At 67.5% G+C, this 19607-nt stretch carries 21 protein-coding genes; 10 read left to right on the top strand and 11 right to left on the bottom strand.

All coding sequences use genetic code 11. The features are described 5' to 3' along the window. Positions 1-176 precede the first annotated feature (176 nt). Both MOM01_RS17535 and MOM01_RS17530 read left to right on the top strand, forming a co-directional pair. Positions 177-1244 (top strand): potassium channel family protein, encoded by a 1068-nt coding sequence (locus MOM01_RS17535; protein ID WP_241386786.1) that lies wholly within the window; start codon positions 177-179, stop codon positions 1242-1244. Between the two features lie 123 nt (positions 1245-1367). Continuing rightward, positions 1368-1652, top strand: a complete 285-nt coding sequence (locus tag MOM01_RS17530; protein ID WP_241386713.1) for a hypothetical protein — start codon at positions 1368-1370, stop codon at positions 1650-1652. A 13-nt stretch (positions 1653-1665) separates the two neighbouring features. Here the strand turns inward: MOM01_RS17530 and MOM01_RS17525 are convergent, their stop codons facing one another. From MOM01_RS17525 to MOM01_RS17495, 7 genes are all read right to left on the bottom strand, one after another. Next, entirely contained in the window at positions 1666-1848 is a 183-nt protein-coding gene (locus MOM01_RS17525) for a YbdD/YjiX family protein (protein ID WP_241386712.1), read from the bottom strand. After that, complete coding sequence (locus tag MOM01_RS17520; RefSeq protein ID WP_241386711.1) at positions 1845-4151, bottom strand: carbon starvation CstA family protein; 2307 nt, start codon at positions 4149-4151, stop codon at positions 1845-1847. Before MOM01_RS17520 ends, MOM01_RS17525 begins: the two co-directional genes overlap by 4 nt. A gap of 120 nt (positions 4152-4271) precedes the next feature. Further along, positions 4272-4541, bottom strand: a complete 270-nt coding sequence (locus MOM01_RS17515) for a DUF2277 domain-containing protein (RefSeq protein WP_241386710.1) — start codon at positions 4539-4541, stop codon at positions 4272-4274. A 142-nt stretch (positions 4542-4683) separates the two neighbouring features. Further along, positions 4684-5838, bottom strand: a complete 1155-nt coding sequence (locus MOM01_RS17510; protein ID WP_241386709.1) for an acetyl-CoA C-acetyltransferase — start codon at positions 5836-5838, stop codon at positions 4684-4686. A 9-nt stretch (positions 5839-5847) separates the two neighbouring features. Continuing rightward, positions 5848-6459, bottom strand: coding sequence for a TetR/AcrR family transcriptional regulator (locus tag MOM01_RS17505; protein WP_241386708.1), 612 nt, complete (start codon positions 6457-6459; stop codon positions 5848-5850). A 60-nt stretch (positions 6460-6519) separates the two neighbouring features. Further along, positions 6520-7335: an SDR family oxidoreductase gene (locus MOM01_RS17500; RefSeq protein ID WP_241386707.1), complete on the bottom strand. Its 816-nt coding sequence runs from the start codon at positions 7333-7335 to the stop codon at positions 6520-6522. After that, on the bottom strand, positions 7332-8540 hold the full coding sequence (locus MOM01_RS17495; RefSeq protein WP_241386706.1) for an acyl-CoA dehydrogenase family protein: 1209 nt from the start codon (positions 8538-8540) through the stop codon (positions 7332-7334). The genes MOM01_RS17500 and MOM01_RS17495 overlap by 4 nt, the downstream gene beginning before the upstream one ends. Before the next feature lie 44 nt (positions 8541-8584). Between MOM01_RS17495 and MOM01_RS17490 the strand changes: the two genes are divergently transcribed. The 7 genes from MOM01_RS17490 to MOM01_RS17460 all read left to right on the top strand — a co-directional run bounded on the left by MOM01_RS17490 (position 8585) and on the right by MOM01_RS17460 (position 16088). After that, the gene (locus tag MOM01_RS17490; protein ID WP_241386705.1) at positions 8585-10132 is read left to right on the top strand and encodes a FadD3 family acyl-CoA ligase; all 1548 of its coding nucleotides are present in this window, start codon (positions 8585-8587) and stop codon (positions 10130-10132) included. Beyond that, entirely contained in the window at positions 10129-11001 is an 873-nt protein-coding gene (locus tag MOM01_RS17485) for an enoyl-CoA hydratase (RefSeq protein WP_241386704.1), read from the top strand. The genes MOM01_RS17490 and MOM01_RS17485 overlap by 4 nt, the downstream gene beginning before the upstream one ends. After that, positions 11001-12161, top strand: coding sequence for an acyl-CoA dehydrogenase family protein (locus MOM01_RS17480; protein WP_241386703.1), 1161 nt, complete (start codon positions 11001-11003; stop codon positions 12159-12161). The genes MOM01_RS17485 and MOM01_RS17480 overlap by 1 nt, the downstream gene beginning before the upstream one ends. Continuing rightward, complete coding sequence (locus MOM01_RS17475; RefSeq protein ID WP_241386702.1) at positions 12158-13150, top strand: acyl-CoA dehydrogenase family protein; 993 nt, start codon at positions 12158-12160, stop codon at positions 13148-13150. The genes MOM01_RS17480 and MOM01_RS17475 overlap by 4 nt, the downstream gene beginning before the upstream one ends. Beyond that, positions 13147-14196, top strand: coding sequence for an acyl-CoA dehydrogenase family protein (locus MOM01_RS17470; protein WP_241386701.1), 1050 nt, complete (start codon positions 13147-13149; stop codon positions 14194-14196). Before MOM01_RS17475 ends, MOM01_RS17470 begins: the two co-directional genes overlap by 4 nt. A gap of 208 nt (positions 14197-14404) precedes the next feature. Beyond that, positions 14405-15280: an aldo/keto reductase gene (locus MOM01_RS17465; RefSeq protein WP_241386700.1), complete on the top strand. Its 876-nt coding sequence runs from the start codon at positions 14405-14407 to the stop codon at positions 15278-15280. Between the two features lie 70 nt (positions 15281-15350). Beyond that, positions 15351-16088, top strand: coding sequence for an acetoacetate decarboxylase family protein (locus MOM01_RS17460; RefSeq protein WP_241386699.1), 738 nt, complete (start codon positions 15351-15353; stop codon positions 16086-16088). Between the two features lie 13 nt (positions 16089-16101). Here the strand turns inward: MOM01_RS17460 and MOM01_RS17455 are convergent, their stop codons facing one another. Further along, entirely contained in the window at positions 16102-16719 is a 618-nt protein-coding gene (locus tag MOM01_RS17455) for a hypothetical protein (protein ID WP_241386698.1), read from the bottom strand. A gap of 84 nt (positions 16720-16803) precedes the next feature. Between MOM01_RS17455 and MOM01_RS17450 the strand changes: the two genes are divergently transcribed. After that, positions 16804-17445: a TetR/AcrR family transcriptional regulator gene (locus MOM01_RS17450; RefSeq protein WP_241386697.1), complete on the top strand. Its 642-nt coding sequence runs from the start codon at positions 16804-16806 to the stop codon at positions 17443-17445. On the opposite strand, the gene MOM01_RS17445 is transcribed toward MOM01_RS17450, so the two are convergent. Genes MOM01_RS17445 through MOM01_RS17435 form a run of 3 tightly spaced genes read right to left on the bottom strand, consistent with a single transcriptional unit; the run spans position 17412 to position 19580 of the window. Continuing rightward, a complete protein-coding gene (locus tag MOM01_RS17445; protein WP_241386785.1) occupies positions 17412-18107 on the bottom strand; it encodes a GntR family transcriptional regulator in 696 nt (231 codons plus the stop codon). The two genes, MOM01_RS17450 and MOM01_RS17445, sit on opposite strands and share 34 nt — an antisense overlap. Next, positions 18094-18861 carry a maleate cis-trans isomerase family protein gene (locus tag MOM01_RS17440; RefSeq protein ID WP_241386696.1) on the bottom strand — a complete coding sequence of 256 codons (768 nt, stop codon included), beginning with the start codon at positions 18859-18861 and terminating at the stop codon, positions 18094-18096. Before MOM01_RS17440 ends, MOM01_RS17445 begins: the two co-directional genes overlap by 14 nt. Further along, complete coding sequence (locus tag MOM01_RS17435; protein ID WP_241386695.1) at positions 18840-19580, bottom strand: maleate cis-trans isomerase family protein; 741 nt, start codon at positions 19578-19580, stop codon at positions 18840-18842. Before MOM01_RS17435 ends, MOM01_RS17440 begins: the two co-directional genes overlap by 22 nt. Between the last annotated feature and the right edge of the window lie 27 nt (positions 19581-19607).

Genomic DNA, 19607 nt, shown 5'->3' with positions numbered 1-19607 from the left:
GATCCAGCATAAGGGGATCCCGGCGATTCAGCGATCGCCGGGACGGCGCACACACGAATACCCGCCCGGTTCCGCGCCGGGACGACGCGATGATGTTCGATGATCGGGACCATCGTGAGAACGGAAAGAGACGCTTCGATGACGACCGCACCGGCAACCACCCCGAAGGCTTCGTGATGGCCGGTAGGTTGCGGGTGCCACTGAGGCGCTCCGACACGCTCACCGACCGACCGGACTTCGCGCTCGTAGGCGTACTGCGGGTCCCGAAGGAACAGACCAGTCCGGGACGCGCGATCGCACGCCGCATCGGTTACGCCGTAGCCGCTCTGGCGGTGGCCGTGATCGTGGTGTTCCTGGGCCGGGACGGTTACCGCGACGTGCAGGAGAACCCCCTGTCGTTGCTGGACTGCATCTACTACGCCACCGTGTCGCTGTCGACCACCGGCTACGGGGACATCACCCCGATCACACCCCAAGCCCGGTTGATCAACGTCCTGGTCATCACCCCGCTGCGGGTGTTCTTCCTCATCGTCCTGGTCGGCACCACCTTGTCGGCACTGACCGAGAACTCCCGGCAGGCGTTCAAGATCCAGCGGTGGCGCCGCCGCGTGCGCAATCACATCGTCGTCGTCGGTTACGGCACCAAAGGACGCAGCGCCGTCGATGCGCTGCTCGCCGAGGGACATTCACCCTCGGAGATCGTGGTCGTCGACACCGACCCGATCAGCCTGGACATCGCGTCGCGTCAGGATCTGGTCACCGTGCAGGGCTCGGCCACCAAATCGGATGTGCTGCAACTGGCCGGGGCCCGCCGGGCCGCGTCGATCATCGTGGCGACCAACCGCGACGACACCGCGGTACTCGTCACGCTCACCGCCCGGCAGCTCGCGCCCCAGGCGCGGATCGTCGCCGCAGTCCGTGAATCGGAGAACACCCATCTGCTGCGTCAGTCCGGCGCCGATTCGGTCGTGGTGTCCGCCGAGACCGCCGGGCGCTTGCTGGGGCTGGCGCCTTCCACCCCCACCGTGGTGGAGATGATCGAGGATCTCCTGACGCCCGAGGACGGCTTCGCCGTGAGCGAACGCGGCGTCGCACCACACGAAGTCGGTGTTCCCCCTCGCGAGTTGCCGGAGATCGTGCTCGGCATCGTCCGCGAAGGACATCTCATCCGGGTGGACTCTCCCGCGCTCGGGGTGCTCGCCGCCGACGACAGGTTGCTGTACGTGCGCGTAGTGTCCGGCTGACACCGCTCCGGACGGGGCACGGCGACGAAAACTCGCGGGAGGCGTCCTGTACGGGCGCCGGGGGTGCACTATGGACCGGGTACCGTCTTCCCTCACGAACCACGATCCGCACCCGGAGCCGCGTTGACCGACGACCACCTCACTCGACCTCCCTACCGCAACGGTGTCGGTAGTGCGGCATTGATCGCGGGTATCGCTGCGGCCCTGTTCGCGTTCGTGCCGTTCGTCGGGGACATCGTCACCATCCCTGCCGGAGTGGTCGCCGTCGTGTGCGGGTGGATCGGACTCGAGCGGGTCGACAAGGGAACCGCGTCCAACCAGCGCGACGCCGTGATCGGCGGAGGCCTCGGCGTCGCGGCGCTGTTCGTGGTCTTCATCGTCTTCGCCGCGACCTACGACAGCACCTAGACCGGCCTCCCGATCAGCAGCATCTGCTCCCCGGGTTCGTCTCCGCTGCGGCGTGGCGCTCGCGCCAGTAGTCCCGTTCGCTCAGCGGGGGCCGTTCGGGGTGCAGTCGGCGATGCAGCGCGACATAGCGTGCGTAGTCGTGATCTCCCATGAAGGCCCCGACCCACCACCACGCACGCCGCAGCGCCGCGATCACGAATGCTCCCGATTCCGAGGACCGGGCGCGGAATGCGCCGCACCGGGAGCGCGCACCTTGCCCGACGCGATCAACTCGTCCCACTCCTTCTGCAACTCACGCTCGACCGGGGTCGGCACGAAGCCGGCCGGGGCGAAGATCTTCGACGGCACGGCCGGTGTCTCGGTCGTGGGCATTCCGCCGGCCCGGATCGATCTGATGCACACCACTGCCCCGGCGGCCACCACGATCAGTACGAGCACGGCGAACACGATCGACAATGTGCCCTGGATGAAGGTGTTGCGGATGACGGCCTCCATCTCCGCCGCCGTCTTCGCGGACCCGAAACTGGTTGCGCCACTGCTCTTCGCGTCGACGAACGCCCGGTGCTGCGCCCAATAGCCGACGGCGCGGTCGCCGGAGAAGATCTTCTGCCACGACGCCGTCATCGTGACGACGAGATCCCACAGCAGGGGCACCCCGGGTATCCAGGCCCACTTCAGCAATCCCTTCTTCACGACGATCGTGAGCACGACCGTCAGGGCGATCGCCGCGAGCAGCTGGTTGGCGATACCGAACAGGGGGAAGAGGGTGTTGATGCCGCCCAACGGATCGGTCACTCCCATCAGCAGGATGGCACCCCACGCGGCGACCACCACGAAGGAGCAGAACCAGGCTCCGGGACGCCACGAGGGGTCCTTGAACCGCTGAGCAGGCCCCCCGAAGTTGCCGAGCGAATCCGACAGCATGAACCGGGCGACACGGGTTCCCGCGTCGACCGTCGTGAGAATGAACAACGCCTCGAACATGATCGCGAAGTGGTACCAGAACGACTTCAGGGCATCGCCGCCGAACAGGTCGCTCAGCACCTGGGACATGCCGAACGCGAGCGTCGGTGCGCCACCCGTGCGGGAGATGATCGACTCCTCGCCCACCGCGGTGGCCGCGCCGGCGATCTCTTCCGGGGTGATGTCGGGCGGGGCGAGACCCAGCCCGTTGACGTACTCCGCGGCGGTCTCGGGTGTGCCTCCGGTGAGGGCGGCCGGCGCGTTGAGCACGAAGTAGAGATGCTGGTCGATGATGCACGCGGTGACGAGCGCCATGATCGCGACGAACGACTCGGTGAGCATGCCGCCGTAACCGATCAGCCGTGTCTGCTTCTCCTTCTCGAGCAGTTTCGGTGTGGTCCCCGAGGAGATGAGGGCATGGAATCCCGACAGGGCTCCGCACGCGATGGTGATGAACAGGAACGGGAACAGCGATCCGGCGAAGGCGGGGCCGTCACCGTCGATCGCGAACGACGTGATGTCGGGCATCTCCAGATTCGGCCGCGCGACGAGGATGCCGATCGCGAGGAGGACGATGGTGCCGACCTTCATGAATGTCGACAGATAGTCGCGCGGGGCGAGCAGCAGCCATACCGGCAGCACCGAGGCGGCGAATCCGTAGGCGATCATCAGCCACGCGATGGTCACCGGCGACAACGTGAACCATTCTTCGCCCCAGCCGGTTTCGGCGACGGCTCCGCCTGCGACGATCGCCAGGACCAGCAGCACGACACCGATGCCCGACACCTCGGCGACCTTGCCGGGCCGCAGATACCGGAGGTAGACGCCCATGAACAGGGCGATGGGGATCGTCATCGCGATGGAGAACAGACCCCACGGGCTCTCCGCCAGGGCGTTGACCACCACCAGGGCGAGCACCGCGATGAGGATGATCATGATGACGAGAACCGCCACGATCGCGGCGACACCGCCGACAGGACCGAGTTCCTCGCGGGCCATCTGCCCGAGACTGCGTCCGCGGCGGCGCGAGGAGATCCACAGTACGAGGAAGTCCTGGACCGCTCCGGCGAAGACGACCCCCACGATGATCCAGATCGTGCCGGGGAGATAACCCATCTGAGCGGCGAGAACGGGTCCGACGAGCGGGCCGGCGCCGGCGATGGCGGCGAAATGGTGGCCGAACAACACCCGACGGTCCGTCGGCATGTAGTCCTTGCCGTTCTCGAGTTCCTCGGCGGGGGTCGCGCGGTCGTCGCGCGGTTGCACAATCTTACGTTCGATGAACTTCGCATAGAACCGGTAGGCCACGAGATAGGTACAGACAGCGGCGATGACGAACCAGACCGCGTTGATCTCCTCGCCGCGCACCAGCGCGATCATCGACCACGCGACGGCACCCAGGACGGCGAGCACCACGAAGACGATGCGGGCTGTGGGCGACATCGGCGTCCGGTCGATCACACCGACCGGCGGAAGATCGGGGTCGGTGCGGAGATACTCGACCTCGCTGGTCCTCGGCGCGGGCTCGACCGCCATCTCGGCTCCTCACCGGGCCGCCGCCAAGCCCCCCGGGGGTCGCGACGAAGCCCCTCGAACGTGCACGATTTCGACCAGCGTCACGCTACCCGCGCACGTGCGTCCGGGAACCGGAATCGATCAGCCCCGTGCCGCGATCCTCGCGCGTACCTCGGGCCGCCGCAGTGGCGGAACCGTCGGCGGCGGTTGCCGCCGATCGGGAAGCACCCCGAGTAGTCGCGTGGTCGTCGCCGCGACCTCGGCGACCGCCTGATCGAAGGCTTCACGCGTGGTGTCGGAGGGTTTCGTGATCCCGCTGACCTTACGGACGTACTGACGCGCGGCCGCTTCGATCTCCTCAGCGGTCGCAGCCGGTTCCAGCCCGCGCAGCTCCGTGATGTTCCGGCACATGCCTCGAGGGTAGTCCTGCCCGGCGGTGAGGGTGATCCTGTTCGGCAGCAGGGATACCGCCGCCGATACGGACGTGGACACAACGCCCCGAGGGCGGTGAGCACGATGCTCACCGCCCTCGGGGCGTCGTCCGGATCTGTGACTACTCCGCGATGCGCTCGATGATCGTCGCATTGGCGGTGCCGCCACCCTCGCAGATGGTGAGCAGGCCGTAACGACCGCCGGTGCGCTCGAGCTCGTTGAGGAGCGTCGCCATGAGCTTGGTACCGGTCGCGCCGAGGGGATGGCCGAGAGCGATCGCGCCGCCGTTGACGTTGACCTTCGCCGGGTCGGCGCCGATCTCCTTGATCCATGCGAGGACGACGGGAGCGAACGCCTCGTTGATCTCGATCAGGTCGATGTCGTCGATCGTCAGACCCGCCTTCTCGAGCGCGTACTGCGTCGCCGGGATGGGGGCGGTGAGCATGAAGATCGGGTCGTCGCCGCGAGCGCTGAGGTGATGGATGCGGGCGCGCGGCTTCAAGCCGTACTTCTTCACGGCCTCGTCGGAGGCGAGCAGCACGGCGGATGCGCCGTCGGAGATCTGGCTCGCGACCGCCGCGGTCAGACGGCCTCCTTCGACGAGGGTCTGCAGCGATGCCATCTTCTCGAGGCTGGTCTCGCGCGGGCCTTCGTCGACGGCGGCGTCACCGAGCGGCACGATCTCGTTCTCGAAACGGCCCTCGGCGATCGCAGCCTTGGCGCGCTCGTGGCTCTGCAGTGCCCACTTCTCGAGCTCCTCGCGGCTGAGATCCCACTTCTCCGCGATCATCTCGGCGCCCTTGAACTGCGAGACCTCGTCGCTGCCGTAACGCTCGGTCCATCCGGTCGAACCACCGAAGGGTGTGTCGAATCCGTACTGCTGGCCGACGATCATCGCTGCCGAGATCGGGATCTGCGACATGTTCTGGACACCGCCGGCGATGATGAGGTCGGCGGTGTTGCTCAGGATCGCCTGCGCACCGAAGTGCAGCGCCTGCTGGCTCGACCCGCACTGACGGTCGACGGTCACACCCGGCACGTGCTGGGGGTAACCGGCGGCGAGCCACGACGTGCGGGCGATGTTGCCGGCCTGTCCGCCGATGGCGTCGACGCAACCGAAGACCACGTCGTCGACGTCGGCCGGGTCGATACCCGTGCGCTCGACGACGGCCTTGATGACGTGGGCGCCGAGATCGGCGGGATGCACGCCGGACAGTCCGCCGTTCTTCTTGCCGATCGGTGTGCGTACCGCATCGACGATGTAGGCCTCGGCCATGATTGCTCCTTATTCGGGATTCGGGTTCGACAGTCCGTCGAGAACGATGGAAAGGTACTGCTGGGCGACCTGTTCGATGGAGAGATCGCCGCCGGGCCGATACCAGCGGACCGCGACCCACACGGTGTCTCGCAGGAACCGGAAGACGAGTACGAGATCGAGGTCGGGACGGAACGAGCCGTCGGCCATACCCCGTTCGATCACACCCACCCACAGTTCACGGAACTCGGTGTTGCGTTCGGCGATGTACGAGAACCGCTCACCCTCGAGGTGTTTCGCCTCTCCCTGGTAGATCGCGACCGCGGCGTGGGAGCGGTCGATCGCTTCGTAGGAGGTCGTCACGAGTGCCGCGAGAGTGTCGCGGGACGACAGTCCCGAAGCGATGATCTTGCGGTACCGGTCGAAGAGGTCGTCGAGGAAGCCGCGCAGGATCTCGTCGACCATCGATTCCTTCGAATCGAAATGGTGGTAGAGGCTGCCCGAGAGGATTCCCGCCGCATCGGCGATGTCGCGCACGGTCGTTGCTCGCACGCCCCGTGAGGCGAACAACTCTGCGGCGATCGCGAGCAGTTCGGCGCGGCGTCCCGACTTGCCGGTGGTGTCGTCGCGGGAGGGAGTCATGAGAGACATCCTTTCAAGCCACCGTGAGCGCTCCCCGCGGAGGGAGCGCTCACGGGCACGTTACGCGCGCTGGGAGGAGATCGACACGACCTCGCCGGTCAGGTAGGTGGTGTAGTCGCTCGCGAGCATCGCGATGGTGGCGGCGACCTCCCACACCTCCGCAGCCCGCCCGAACGCCTCGTCGGAGGCGAGCCGGTCGAGCAGTTCCTCGCTGGTGACCTTCGCGAGGAAGGCGTGCCGTGCGATCGAGGGAGCGACGGCATTGATCCGCACGCCGTACTCCGCGGCCTCGATCGCCGAGCAGCGGGTCAGGGCCATGACGCCGGCCTTCGCGGCGGCGTAGTGCGCCTGCGAGTGCTGTGCACGCCAGCCGAGGACCGACGCGTTGTTGACGAGCACACCTCCGTGATCGACCGAGCGGAAGTACCGCAGGGCCGCACGGGTGGCGCGGAAGGTACTGGTGAGGGTGATGTCGAGGACACGGTCCCACTGGTCGTCGGTCATGTCCACGACCGGGGTCTCGCCCCCGAGGCCGGCGTTGTTGATCAGCACGTCGATACGTCCGAGCTGTTCGGCCGATCCGGTGATGAGCGCGTCGACCTGCTCGGTGGACGAGACGTCGCACACGATCGACGCGACCTGCTGCTCCGGGAACTCCGCAGCGAGCTTGTCCGCGGCTTCCCCGAGGCGGCGCTCGTGGAAGTCCGAGATGAGCACGTCGGCACCCTCGAGCAGCGCACGTCGCGCCGACGAGAACCCGATCCCGGTGCCGGCTGCGGCGGTGACGACGACCTTCTTGCCCGCGAGGAGGCCGTGGCCGGGGGTCTCGACGGGCGGGGTCGCGAGGGGCGAGGTGGTCTGGGGTGAAGCGGTCACGGACGTGCCTCCCGGGGAAGGCCGAGCACGCGCTCGGCGATGATGTTGCGCTGGACCTCGTTGGATCCGCCGTAGATGGTGTCGGCGCGGGTGAACAGGAACAGGCGCTGCCACTCCGCGAGTTCGAGATGCTCGGGATCCGTGATGTCGGAAGGATTCCCGGCATGATCGTGGTCGGGGCCGATCAGTGAGGACGCGCCCTGCACGTCCATCGCGAGCTCACCGAGATCCCGGTGCCAGTTCGCCCACAGCAGCTTGGCGACCGACGCCTGGCCCGGATCGGCGTCGCCGAGGGTGCGCAGCGCGTGAGCACGCATGACACGCAGCCCGATTCGCGCCCGGGCGATCCTCTCCCGGATGCTCGCGTCGTCGAATGCACCGGTGGCTCGTGCGATCTCGACGACACCGTCGAGTTCGCGGGCGAAGCCGATCTGCTGGCCGAGCGTCGAGACACCGCGCTCGAAGGTCAGCAGCCCCATCGCGACCTTCCATCCGTCACCGGGAGCACCGACGACGAGATCGGCGTCGGTGACGGCGTCGTCGAAGAAGACCTCGTTGAACTCGGAGGTACCGGTGAGCTGCTGGATGGGACGCACCGTCACGCCGGGCTGATCGAGCGGGACGAGCAGGAAGCTCAGTCCGTGATGCCGCGTCGAGCCCGGTTCGGTGCGGGCCACGACGAAGGCCCACTGCGCGACGTGGGCGAGCGACGTCCATACCTTCTGGCCGTTGATCACCCACTTGTCACCCACCAGACGCGCGGTCGTGGAGACGTTGGCGAGATCCGATCCGGCACCCGGCTCGGAATAACCCTGCGCCCACAACTCGGTGACGTCGCGGATTCCCGGAAGGAAGCGCTTCTTCTGTTCCTCGGTCCCGAAGGCGATGAGGGTGGGGCCGAGCAGTTCCTCTCCGAGATGGTTGACGCGCGCGGGCGCATTCGCCTTCGCGTACTCCTCGTGGAAGATCACCCGCTGGTCCATGTTCGCACCGCGGCCGCCGTGCTCGGTGGGCCACCCGATACAGGTCCATCCGGCGGCCGCCAGGTGACGGTCCCACGCGAGTCGCTGTTCGAAGAATTCGTGTTCGCTTCCGGGTCCGCCCTTACCTCTGAGCTCGGCGAACTCGCCGGTCAGATTGTCTTCGAGCCACTGCCGTACGGTGGCTGCGAACTCCGCATTGTCCTGGCTCTCGCTCTCGTGCACGTCTGTACGATAACCTACCAAGCAATTGCTAGGTAGGGAGCTACGTGAACACAACACCCGGAACCACGCCGGCCGCCCTCATCCGTGCCGCACGCGACCACGCCGACCGGTGCGCGCTCGTCGACGGCGACACCCGATTGAGCTTCGCCCAACTGCACGAACACGTCCGGGTTTTCGCTGCCGCCCTCGTGGCGCGTGGCCTGCAACCCGGTGAGCGCGTCGCGATCTGGTCCCCCAACACCTTCCACTGGGAGATCGCCGCACTGGGCGCGCACTGGGCGGGCGGCGTCATCGTCCCCGTCAACACCCGGTACACCGGCAGCGAGGCCGCCGACATCGTCGAGCGGGTGCAGGCCGCCGCTCTCGTCGTCGCCGGCGACTTCCTCGGTACCGACCGGTACGCCGCCCTGCGCGAAGCCGCGCCTCACCTCGATGTTCCGACGGTGATACAAATCCCGCTGGGCGGCAACGACACTCCGAGCGACGACGTGTTCGGGTGGGAGGACTTCCTCGCCCTCGCCACGGACGGACTGCTCGAGCAGGCGGACGAGCGCGCATCGGCGGTACGTCCCGACGACGTCTGCGACATCCTCTTCACCTCGGGCACGACCGGTCGCAGCAAGGGAGTGTTGAGTGCGCACCGTCAGCTCATCGGTGTCGCACAGGCCTGGGCGGACTGCGCCGCACTCACCCCCGACGACAACTATCTGATCATCAACCCGTTCTTCCACAGCTTCGGATACAAGGCGGGCTTCGTCGCCGCTCTGCTCGCGGGCTCCACCGTCGTCCCCATGGCCGTCTTCGACACCGAGAAGGTCATGGCGATGGTGGCGCAGGAGGGCATCAGCGTGCTGCCCGGCGCACCGACGATCTACCAGAGCATCCTCGACCACCCGCGCCGCGGCGACTACGACATGTCGAACCTGCGGGTGGCCGTCACGGGCGCCGCCCCGGTGCCCGTCTCCCTCGTCGAACGCATGCAGAACGAACTGAGCTTCGACGCCGTGCTCACCGCGTACGGACAGACCGAGGCCGTGGTCGCGACCATGTGCCGCATCGACGACGATCCGGTGACCGTGTCGAACTCGTCCGGCCGTGCCACGGCCGACTTCGAGGTACGTATCGGCGACAAGGGCGAGATCCTCCTGCGTGGCCCCAATGTGATGCTCGGCTATCTCGACGATCCCGAGGCCACCGCCAAGGCGATCGACGAGGACGGCTGGCTCCACACCGGCGATGTGGGTGTCCTCGACGACCGCGGTTATCTCGACATCACCGACCGCCTCAAGGACATGTACATCAGCGGTGGGTTCAACGTGTATCCCGCCGAGGTCGAAGCGGCCCTCCTGCGCCTGCCGGGCGTGCACGAGGTCGCCGTGATCGGTGTCCCCGACGAACGTATGGGAGAGGTCGGACGGGCGTTCGTCGTCCCACTGGACGGACATCCGCTCACCGAAGACGACGTGATCGCGTATGCCAGAGAGAAACTCGCCAACTTCAAGGCACCGCGCTCGGTTCGGTTCGTCGATGCGCTGCCCCGAAATCCGTCCGGCAAGGTACTGAAGAACGTTCTGCGTGAGGAGAAGTCATGACCGTCCCGTACGAGCCCGATGTCGTCACCTACGAGGTGCGCGACGGCGTCGCGATCGTCACCCTGAATCGCCCCGACTACCGCAACGCCCAGAACTCGGTCATGACCTATGCACTCGACGCGGCCTTCGAGAAGGCCGTCGAGGACGACGAGGTGAAGGTGATCGTGCTCGCCGGCAACGGCAAGCACTTCTCCGCCGGACACGATCTGGGCACCCCTGGCCGCGACCACCACGTGCACTACGACAACAAAGCCGTCATGTGGTGGGACCACGTCGACAAGGAAGGCGGCGACCAGCGCTACGCCCGGGAGATGGAGGTCTATCTCGGGATGTGCCGTCGCTGGCGCGAGATTCCCAAGCCCACCATCGCCTCCGTGCAGGGTGCCTGCATCGCCGGCGGCCTGATGCTCGCGTGGGTGTGCGATCTCATCGTCGCCTCGGAGGACGCCTTCTTCTCCGATCCGGTCGTGCGCATGGGCATCCCGGGCGTCGAGTACTTCGCCCACCCGTGGGTTCTCGGCACGCGCTTCGCGAAGGAGATCCTCTACACCGGCGACCGCTTCTCGGCGCAGCGTGCGTACGAGGTCGGCATGGTCAACCGCGTGGTTCCGCGTGAGCAGCTCGAGTCCGAGACGCTCGCCCTCGCCGCCCGCATCGCGGAGATGCCGCGCTTCGGGCTCGCGCTCACCAAGCGCGCCGTCAACCAGTGCGAGGACCAGATGGGCATGCGCAACGGCATGGACTCGGTGTTCGGTCTGCACCACTTCGCTCATTCGTACAACGCCGAGGTCGGCACCGACTCCCTCGGCGGCATGAACGCCAAGTCGATGGCCGCGAGCGCGCGCCCGGTCCAGGAAGGGTCCAAGTAGTGAATCTCGAACTCGACGATGCCACCGTCGCGTTCCGCGACGAAGTGCGCGCCTTCCTCGAGGCGAACGTTCCCAGCACACCGCTGAAGTCCATGGACACCGCGGAAGGCTTCGAACAGCACCGCGAATGGGAACGACGTCTCGCCGACGCACGGCTGTCCGTCGTCTCGTGGCCCGAGGAACTCGGTGGCCGCGACGCGACGCTCGAGCAGTGGGTGGTCTTCGAGGAGGAGTACTACCGTTCGGGCGCACCGGGACGCGTGAGCCAGAACGGCATCTTCCTGCTCGCACCCACCCTGTTCGAGCACGCGAACCCCGAACAGCTCGCCCGCATCATGCCCCGCATGGCCCGTGCCGACGACATCTGGGCGCAGGCCTGGTCGGAGCCGGAATCCGGTTCGGACCTCGCGTCGCTGCGCTCGACAGCCACGAAGGTCGACGGCGGATGGCTGCTCAACGGCCAGAAGACGTGGAGCTCGCGCGCCTCCTACGCCGACATGGGCTTCGGTCTGTTCCGGTCCGATCCGGAGGCCCAGCGTCACAAGGGAATCACCTACTTCATGTTCGACCTGCGCGCCGAAGGGGTCACCGTCCGCCCCATCCCGCAGCTCGACGGTGAACCGGGCTTCGCGGAGATCTTCCTCGAGGACGTCTTCGTGCCCGACGATCCCGAGAAGCCCGGCGAATCCGGCGTCATCGGCCGTGTGAACGAGGGCTGGCGCGTCGCGATGAGCACGGCGTCGAACGAGCGTGGGCTGTCGCTGCGCGCACCGGGACGCTTCCTCGCGGCCACCGACCGGCTGCTCCGCAGCTACCGCGAGTCCGCCCTCCACGGCGATCCCGCTCTCCGCAACCGGGTCGCCGACGCCTGGATCGGCGCTCGTGCCTACGAGCTGTCGACCTGGGCCACCGTGACCCGCCTGCGGAGCGGCGGGCAGCTCGGCGCCGAATCGTCGATCAACAAGGTGTTCTGGTCCGACTGGGACATCGCCGCTCACGAGACCGCGCTCGACCTGCAGGGTCCCGACGCCGAGCTCGTCGACGGCTGGACCGACGGTTACCTGTTCTCCCTGTCGGGACCGATCTACGCCGGCACCAACGAAATCCAGAAGAACGTCATCGCCGAGCGGCTGCTCGGCCTTCCGAGGGGTGACCGATGAGATTCGCACTCGACGAGTCCCATGAGGACTTCGCGTCCAGTATCGATGCCCTGCTCACCAAATCGGACATGCCCGCCGTGATCCGCGCCTGGAACGACGGCGACACGGCGCCCGGCCTGCAGGTGTGGCAGCGACTCGCCGAAACGGGCGTCAACGGCCTGCTCGTGGCCGAGGACCACGACGGTCTCGGCGCCGACGCGGTCGATCTCGTCGTCGCCGTCGAGCAGCTCGGCCGCCACGCGGTACCGGGCCCCGTCGTCGAGACGGTCGCGGTGGCCCCCGCTCTGCTCGCCGCCACCGCTCCCGAACGGCTCGCACCGCTCGCCGCGGGTTCTCTCGCCACGGTCGCGATGCTCCCGCACGTTCCCTACGCGGTGGACGCGCACGTCGCCGATCTCGTCCTGCACGTCGCCGACGGAAACGTGTCGACGGGCTCGGCGGGAGACGCACGCGAATCGGTCGACCGGTCGCGCCGGCTCTTCCCGCTCTCGGCGCAGGAGCATCTCGGCTCCGTCGACACCGCGGCGGCTTTCGACATCGGTGTGCTCGCCGCAGCCGCCCAGTTGCAGGGTCTCGGCCGGACGCTGCTCGACACCACGGTCGAGTACGCGCAGCAGCGCAAGCAGTTCGGTCGCGCCATCGGATCCTTCCAGGCGGTCAAACACCACCTCGCCGAGGTGGCGGTCGCGCTCGAGATGGCCCGGCCCCTGCTGCACGGCGCGGCCGTAGCGGTGCGTGACGAACTGCCCACCGCCTCGCGGGACGTCTCGGCGGCGAAGGTAGCCTGCGGCGACGCCGCCTATCTGGCCGCCCGCACCGCCCTGCAGGTGCACGGTGCCATCGGTTACACGCAGGAGTACGACCTGTCGCTGTGGATCACCAAGGTCCGCGCCCTGATCACTGCGTGGGGCACGCCCGATGCACATCGCGCGCGGGTCGTCGATGCTCTCGAAGCAGCGGAGAACGAGAAGTCCGGAGCTACGTCATGACTTTCGAGACGGAGGAACGCGCCGCCCTGCGGGAATCGGTGCGCACCCTGCTCGCCAAGCACTCCGATTCCGCGGCGGTCCGCAGCGCGATCGCATCCGAGAACGGTTTCGACGCCGATCTGTGGTCGATGCTCGTCGAGCAGATCGGTGTGGCGGCCCTGGCCATCCCCGAGGAGTACGACGGTATCGGGGCGTCGGCTGCCGAAACCCACGTCGTCCTCGAGGAACTGGGCCGTGCCCTGGCCCCCACGCCGTTCCTCGGTTCCGCGGTGCTGGCAGCGCAGACGTTGCTGCTGTCCGGAGACGCCGCTGCCGCCGGCCGCCTGTTGCCGGGCATCGCGGCGGGCGAGATCGTGGCGGTGTGCTGGGCTTCCGAATTCGGCTGGGACAAGCCGGGAGTCGTGGCCGAGGGCGACACGCTCACCGGGACAGCCCATTACGTGCTCGGCGGCGACGTCGCCGACACACTGCTCGTGCTCGCGCTCGACGGTGACGACGTCGCACTGTTCGAGGTCGGCGCCGCAGTGGACGGGATCACGCGTCGTCGCGTTCCGACCATGGACCCGACTCGCGCTCTCGCCGAGGTGTCGTTCTCGGCGGTGACCGCCACCCGGATCCCGTCCTCCCCCGATCTCCTCGAGCGGCTGCGTGCCGCCGCGATCGTGGCGGTCTCCGCAGAGCAGGTCGGCGCAGCTCAGGCCGCACTGGATCTGACGGTCGAGTATGCGAAGAACCGGAAGCAGTTCGGACGCGTGATCGGTTCGTTCCAGGCGCTCAAGCATCGGATGGCCGACATGTACGCCCTGGTGGAGACAGCCCGGTCGATGTCCTACGCCGCGGCTCTGTCCCAGGACCCGCAGGACGCCTACGCCGCGAAGATCTACTGCTCCGAAGCCCTCTCGCAGGTCACCGCGGAAGCGATCCAGCTTCACGGCGGCATCGCCATCACCTGGGAGCACGACGCGCAGTTGTACTTCAAGCGTGCCCACGGCACGGCTCAGCTCTTCGGGGCACCGCACCGCTATCTGCACGCGATCGCGGTGTGACCCCACCACCCTGACCGAGCGCCGCTGCTCGATGCCACCGGTTCGCCACCTCGAAGTCCGTGCCGCACCACCGCACGGTTCGGGGTGGCGTTCGGCATTTCCGCCCCTCGAAGCCGGGGGACATGGAAAGCGAAGCGTCGACGGCGGCATGGTCGACACCTTCGGCGCAGGCTCCGCGAGGTGCCGGCTGCGCGGTTAGCCTGGATGGATGACAACTCCCGAAATCACGCTGAATTCCGGAACGACGATCCCGCAGCTGGGCCTGGGAGTCTGGCAGGCCACCAACGACGAGACCGAACGCGCCGTCCGTTACGCGATCGACGAGGCCGGTTACCGGCACATCGACACCGCTGCGGCCTACGGCAACGAGGAGGGTGTCGGCCGTGCACTCGCCTCGGCATCGGTGCCGCGCGAGGACGTGTTCGTCACGACCAAGCTGTGGAACGCAGATCAGGGTTACGAACAGGCGCTGCAGGCGTTCGACGCGAGCATGAAGAAGCTCGGTACCGACTACGTCGATCTGTACCTGATCCACTGGCCCCTGCAGAACCGGGAACGTCTGCTGCGCACCTGGGACGCACTGGAGAAGATCGCCGAGTCGGGCCGCGCGAAGGCCGTCGGTGTGTGCAATTTCGAGCCGCACCACCTGCAACTGCTGATCGACCGCGGTGGCATGCTGCCCGCGGTCGATCAGGTGGAGTTGCATCCGCATCTACCCCAGAACGAGATCCGCGAGTTCGCGAACGAGCACGGCATCGTCGTCGAGTCGTGGAGTCCGCTCGGCGGCACGAGCAACTCGGGGTGGGGCCCGAACTCCAAGCCGAACACCCTGCTCGTCGACCCCATCGTCACGCGCATCGCGGACCGGCACAGCAAGTCCCCGGCACAGGTCCTGATCCGCTGGCACCTGCAGAACGGCCTCGTGGTCATCCCGAAGTCGGTGCACGAGGAACGGATCAGCCAGAACATCGACGTCTTCGATTTCGAGCTCGACGACCTCGACCTCAGCGAGCTCGCCACCCTCGACGACGGGGTCCGCGTCGGGATGCATCCGGACGAGATGAACATGGGCGCACCGGACTGATCCCTTCCGCCCGGGAGTGGAACGTGTTCTCATTGTCGGAGTACGCACGTTCCATCCCGAAAGGGCAGCGATGAGCGAGACGATCACGCATCAGGTCCTCGGACAACAGATCGCGATGCCGGTGCAGGTGCGTACCGCGACGGCGTTCATGGCGATGTTCTCCGTTCCGGCACAGGCCGCACAGGAGCTGGCCGACCCCACCGGGCTGGAGATCCTGCAGTTCCGGCCGGGCCGCGGGATCTGCACTCTCGTGTTCGTCGATTACGTCGACGGTGATCTCGGACCGTACAACGAGTTCGGGGTGTGCTTCCTCGTCCGCGATCACGAACGGCCCGGCGGTTCCGTCGTGCAGGATCTGCGCAGCCTGGTCACGGGCGGTGCCGGCGCACTCATCCATCGCCTGCCCGTCGACGGCGAATTCACTCTTGCCGCCGGACGCGGCATCTGGGGTTTCCCCAAGTCCCTGGCCGATTTCGAGACCGATCATCACAGCGCTACCCGGCGGGGTTCGGTCTCCGCGGACGGCGAAGCTATCGCCGACCTGACGATCGCCCCGGGAATTCCCGTTCCCGGAAAGGGGATCGCGGCATCGCTCGCGGCGTATTCGCACCTCGATGGCGTGACCCGCCGGACGACCTGGGACATGAACCCCGCCGGGGTCCGGGCCCGCCTTGGCGGAGCGGATCTGCGGCTCGGGCACCACCCGATCGCCGAGGAACTGCGGAGCCTGGACCTTCCGAAGCGCGCGATCGCGACGTCGACCATCGCGGAGCTGAGAATGACCTTCGGCGACGCTGCCCCCGTCTGATCGGCTCCCCCGCTCAGGAGAGCGCACCCGTCACGGCGAGAACGACGACCGCCACACCCAGCAGGGTGTCGAGCACACCGCAGAACTCCGCCAGCGAGCGCGAGACCACCGTGTTCCGGCGGAAGTGCCGGTAATCCCAGGCGGCGTGGCCGAGCAGGCCCAGCCCGACGATCACTCCCCCCACGACAGGAGTGGCGAGGACCGCAACGACCCCGACGGCACCGAAGCCGAGCATGGCCACGGCCGACGGCCCGACGATCATCGCCCGGCCCGCCGGTGTGCGCACGGCCGCGTAGAGGGCGCCGGCGACACCGAGCGCGAGCATGAGCACGGTGACCTCGAGCGGTACGCCGAGAGCATCGGCAACGAGCTGTGCGGCCACGAGTGCCACGACGGTGCCGAGGAAGAGCGGCCACGCCGATCCGCGACGCCCCAGCAGGGCCGCGCCGAGGTAGACGAGCGCTGCCCCCGTGAGGACCGCCGGGAAATCGGTACCGCCGGCGAGGAGGAAGACAGCCGCGGCCACACCGACGAGGCTCGGCCAGCGGCGCAGTACCGACCGTACGAGAGCAGAACCCTTCGCGGGGTGCTCGACGGGGATCGCACCAGCTCGGATACCGGAACTCGTCATGGCACTCCCCTTAAGTTGAACAGTAGTGTTCGATTTATTGACCAGCGTAACCTGAACACCACTGTTCGACAAGAGGAGGACCCGGTGACAACCCACGAGACGTCTCCCCGGACCAAGCGGCGCGCGGACGCCGAACGGAACATCGAAACGATCCTCGACGCCGCCCGGGCCGTCTTGAGCCGCGACCCGGACGCGAGCATCGGGCAGATCGCCGGATCCGCCGGCGTCGGCCGCGTCACGCTCTACGGCCACTTCCCTACCCGCGCCGATCTCGTCGCGGAGGTGGTGCGACGTGCACTCGCCGACGCGGAGGAGGCCTTCGACCGGATCGACCTGACCGGTGATCCACGAGAGGCCCTCGGCCGCCTGGTCGCGGGTTCCTGGTCGCTCACCGCCGATGCGGGGGCGCTCCTCGCAGCCGCCGAGCAGGCACTTCCCGCCGAGGACGTCCGCGCCGCACACGACGGCCTGTTCGCTCGCGTGACCGCGCTCATCGATCGTGGCCGCGCCGAAGGCGTCTTCCGCACCGACCTGCCGTCGTCCTGGCTGGTTTCCGTCCTTCACAGCCTGGTGCATTGCGCCGCAACCGAAGTCGCAGCGGGGCGGCTACCGGCGGAGCGGGCAGCAGAGTACATCGTCTCGACGGCACTGCCCTCGTTCGCCCCACCCGTGGCACGACCGGCGGGCGGGGCTCACCGCGACGCGATCACTCCGTCGGCGTCCTGATACCCGCGCAGCCGGTCCACCGTGTCGTGCAGGTGCTCGTCGAGCAGTCGCCGCACACGGTCGGGCTCGGCGGAACGGATCGCCTCCCGCAACACCACGTGCTCGTCGACCTGCACGTGCAGATCCGGATAGGTCGTCTGCAACGCACCGAGGCACATCCTCGTCTCGACGAGCAGGGTGCGTGCGGCGCGCACGAGGCGGGGACTCGCCGCACTCTCCACGAGAATCTCGTGGAACCGCTGGTCGCCGTCCGAGACTCCGGCAGCATCACCGCGCTGCGCCGCGTCGCGCATCTCGTCGACGGCGGACCCGAGTTCCTGCCAGGTGCACTCACGACGTCCGTCGAGGACGAGTTCGAGTGCGCCACCCTCGATCACCCGGCGGCTGCGGTAGATGTCGACGACGTCGTCGAAGGTGAGCTCGGTGACGAAGATCCCGCGGTTGCGAATGCTGTAGAGCAGCCCCTCGGACAACAACCGCTGCATGGCTTCTCGCAGCGGTCCGCGCGACACCTCGAAGTGTGCCGCGAGCTCGGCTTCTCCCAGTTGCGCTCCGGGCGCGAGTGCGCCCCGGACGATCGCCGACCTGATCTGCTCGGCGATGAGCTCGGCCGTGGACGGCCGGGTGACAGGACGTAGATCTCCCAGATCACCGAGCACCATGATCGGCATCCTCCTCGAACAGCGAGCCCAGATCCGGGCATATCACTGTATATCCGGCGCACTGCAGCCCGTGCCAGACCGTGACCTGATTGGCGGTCAGCACCGGTTTGCCGATCCTCTTCTCGAGCTCGGGGAGGATGCGCAGTGTGTGCATCGCGGTGTCGGGCACCACGAGCGCCTCGGCATCGGGACGATCGTTGCACGCCACGAACTCGATCACGGCATCCTCCGGCAACGTTCCCACCTCGGCGGCCGTGTCGATCCCGGCGTCGGCGAGCGACACCACCTCCGTCCCGCCCGCCGCGAGAAAGGCGACGAACAGTTCGGCGACATCGCGCGGATAGCTCGCCGCGACCGCGACCCGGGAGAGCCCGAGAGCACGGAGGGCCTCGGTGAAGGCGATGCCGGTGCTGGTCGTGGGAACATCTCCGGCGGCACGCGCGAGTTGTTCGACCTGCAGACGTGCACCCTCCGGTCCGTACACGAAACTGCCGGAGGTGCAGGCCCAGACCAGCGCGTCGAGGTTCCGCCCCGCCAACTGCGCCACACCGCCGGCCAGTCTCGCCGGACTGCCGAGATCGAGAAGTTCGGGCACCGCATGCAGATCGGTGCCGTAGATGTGCGCGACGGGCAGAGCGACGCCGAGCAGATCTGCGGCGTAGGGATAGTCGTCCTCGGCGGCGTGATCCGGATACACGATCCCCACGGTGACAGGACGTTGCTCACGCTGCATCAGAAGACTCCCCTCAGCCATCGGCCCGGTCCGCTCATCGGCAGTTTCATCCGTCCGAGACACGCCCAGATGGTCAACTGGTTGGCCGTGAGCACCGGCTTGCCCAGTTCGCGCTCGAGCGGGGCGATCACGTCGTAGGTCGGCAAGTTGGTGCAACTGACGAAGATCGCCTCGGACTCGGGAGTATCGGCCGCCATGATGTGTTCGACGATGGTCCGGTAGTTCACCTTCCAGATACCGCCGCCCAGACCCAGATGCATGGAGCGAGCAGTTCCGACGCCTGCCTGACGCAGGAACTCGTGCAGCAACGAGGTCAATTCGGCGTCGTACGGGGTGATCACCGAGATCGTGGTGATCTCCAGGTGACGCAACGCTTCGAGCAACGCCCCGGAGGTCGTCACCGCACAGGCCGCACCGGCCTCACAGATCGCCTCGCACAGCGTGCGCTCGTAGTCGATCCCCTTGATGAAACTCCCCGAAGTGCAAAGATAGGCAACGACTTCCGGCTCCACATGCAGAACGTCGCGGGTCGCGGTCATGAGGTGACGCCGTTCGGACACGAGTTCCGCCATGGCCCTGCTGACCGGCACCGGTTCGTACGGCGTGCGCGCAAGATGCAGGCTCACCTCGAGCGGCGTCCACCGCCACAACTCGCGTTCGAGTGCGAGATCGAACGGTGCGATCACCCCTATCCCCCGCTGTGCCAGGGGCCCCTCGAATTCGGGGATGTTCAGTTCCATACGGCCCCTCGGCTCCGTCGCAGGTCC

It is taken from the genome of Rhodococcus sp. CH91, assembly GCF_022554085.1.
GTDB lineage: Bacteria > Actinomycetota > Actinomycetes > Mycobacteriales > Mycobacteriaceae > Rhodococcus.
The sequence above is the reverse complement of the archived record's forward strand: the minus strand, read 5'-3'. Positions and strand labels throughout refer to the sequence as shown.

Coding starts and splice junctions, on each gene's coding strand:
- MOM01_RS17535 (WP_241386786.1), top strand. CDS start 177: ATGGCCGGTAGGTTGCGGGTGCCACTGAGGCGCTCCGACACGCTCACC.
- MOM01_RS17520 (WP_241386711.1), bottom strand. CDS start 4,151: ATGGCGGTCGAGCCCGCGCCGAGGACCAGCGAGGTCGAGTATCTCCGC.
- MOM01_RS17515 (WP_241386710.1), bottom strand. CDS start 4,541: ATGTGCCGGAACATCACGGAGCTGCGCGGGCTGGAACCGGCTGCGACC.
- MOM01_RS17510 (WP_241386709.1), bottom strand. CDS start 5,838: ATGGCCGAGGCCTACATCGTCGATGCGGTACGCACACCGATCGGCAAG.
- MOM01_RS17505 (WP_241386708.1), bottom strand. CDS start 6,459: ATGACTCCCTCCCGCGACGACACCACCGGCAAGTCGGGACGCCGCGCC.
- MOM01_RS17485 (WP_241386704.1), top strand. CDS start 10,129: ATGACCGTCCCGTACGAGCCCGATGTCGTCACCTACGAGGTGCGCGAC.
- MOM01_RS17475 (WP_241386702.1), top strand. CDS start 12,158: ATGAGATTCGCACTCGACGAGTCCCATGAGGACTTCGCGTCCAGTATC.
- MOM01_RS17470 (WP_241386701.1), top strand. CDS start 13,147: ATGACTTTCGAGACGGAGGAACGCGCCGCCCTGCGGGAATCGGTGCGC.
- MOM01_RS17465 (WP_241386700.1), top strand. CDS start 14,405: ATGACAACTCCCGAAATCACGCTGAATTCCGGAACGACGATCCCGCAG.
- MOM01_RS17460 (WP_241386699.1), top strand. CDS start 15,351: ATGAGCGAGACGATCACGCATCAGGTCCTCGGACAACAGATCGCGATG.
- MOM01_RS17455 (WP_241386698.1), bottom strand. CDS start 16,719: ATGACGAGTTCCGGTATCCGAGCTGGTGCGATCCCCGTCGAGCACCCC.
- MOM01_RS17445 (WP_241386785.1), bottom strand. CDS start 18,107: ATGGTGCTCGGTGATCTGGGAGATCTACGTCCTGTCACCCGGCCGTCC.
- MOM01_RS17440 (WP_241386696.1), bottom strand. CDS start 18,861: ATGGCTGAGGGGAGTCTTCTGATGCAGCGTGAGCAACGTCCTGTCACC.
- MOM01_RS17435 (WP_241386695.1), bottom strand. CDS start 19,580: ATGGAACTGAACATCCCCGAATTCGAGGGGCCCCTGGCACAGCGGGGG.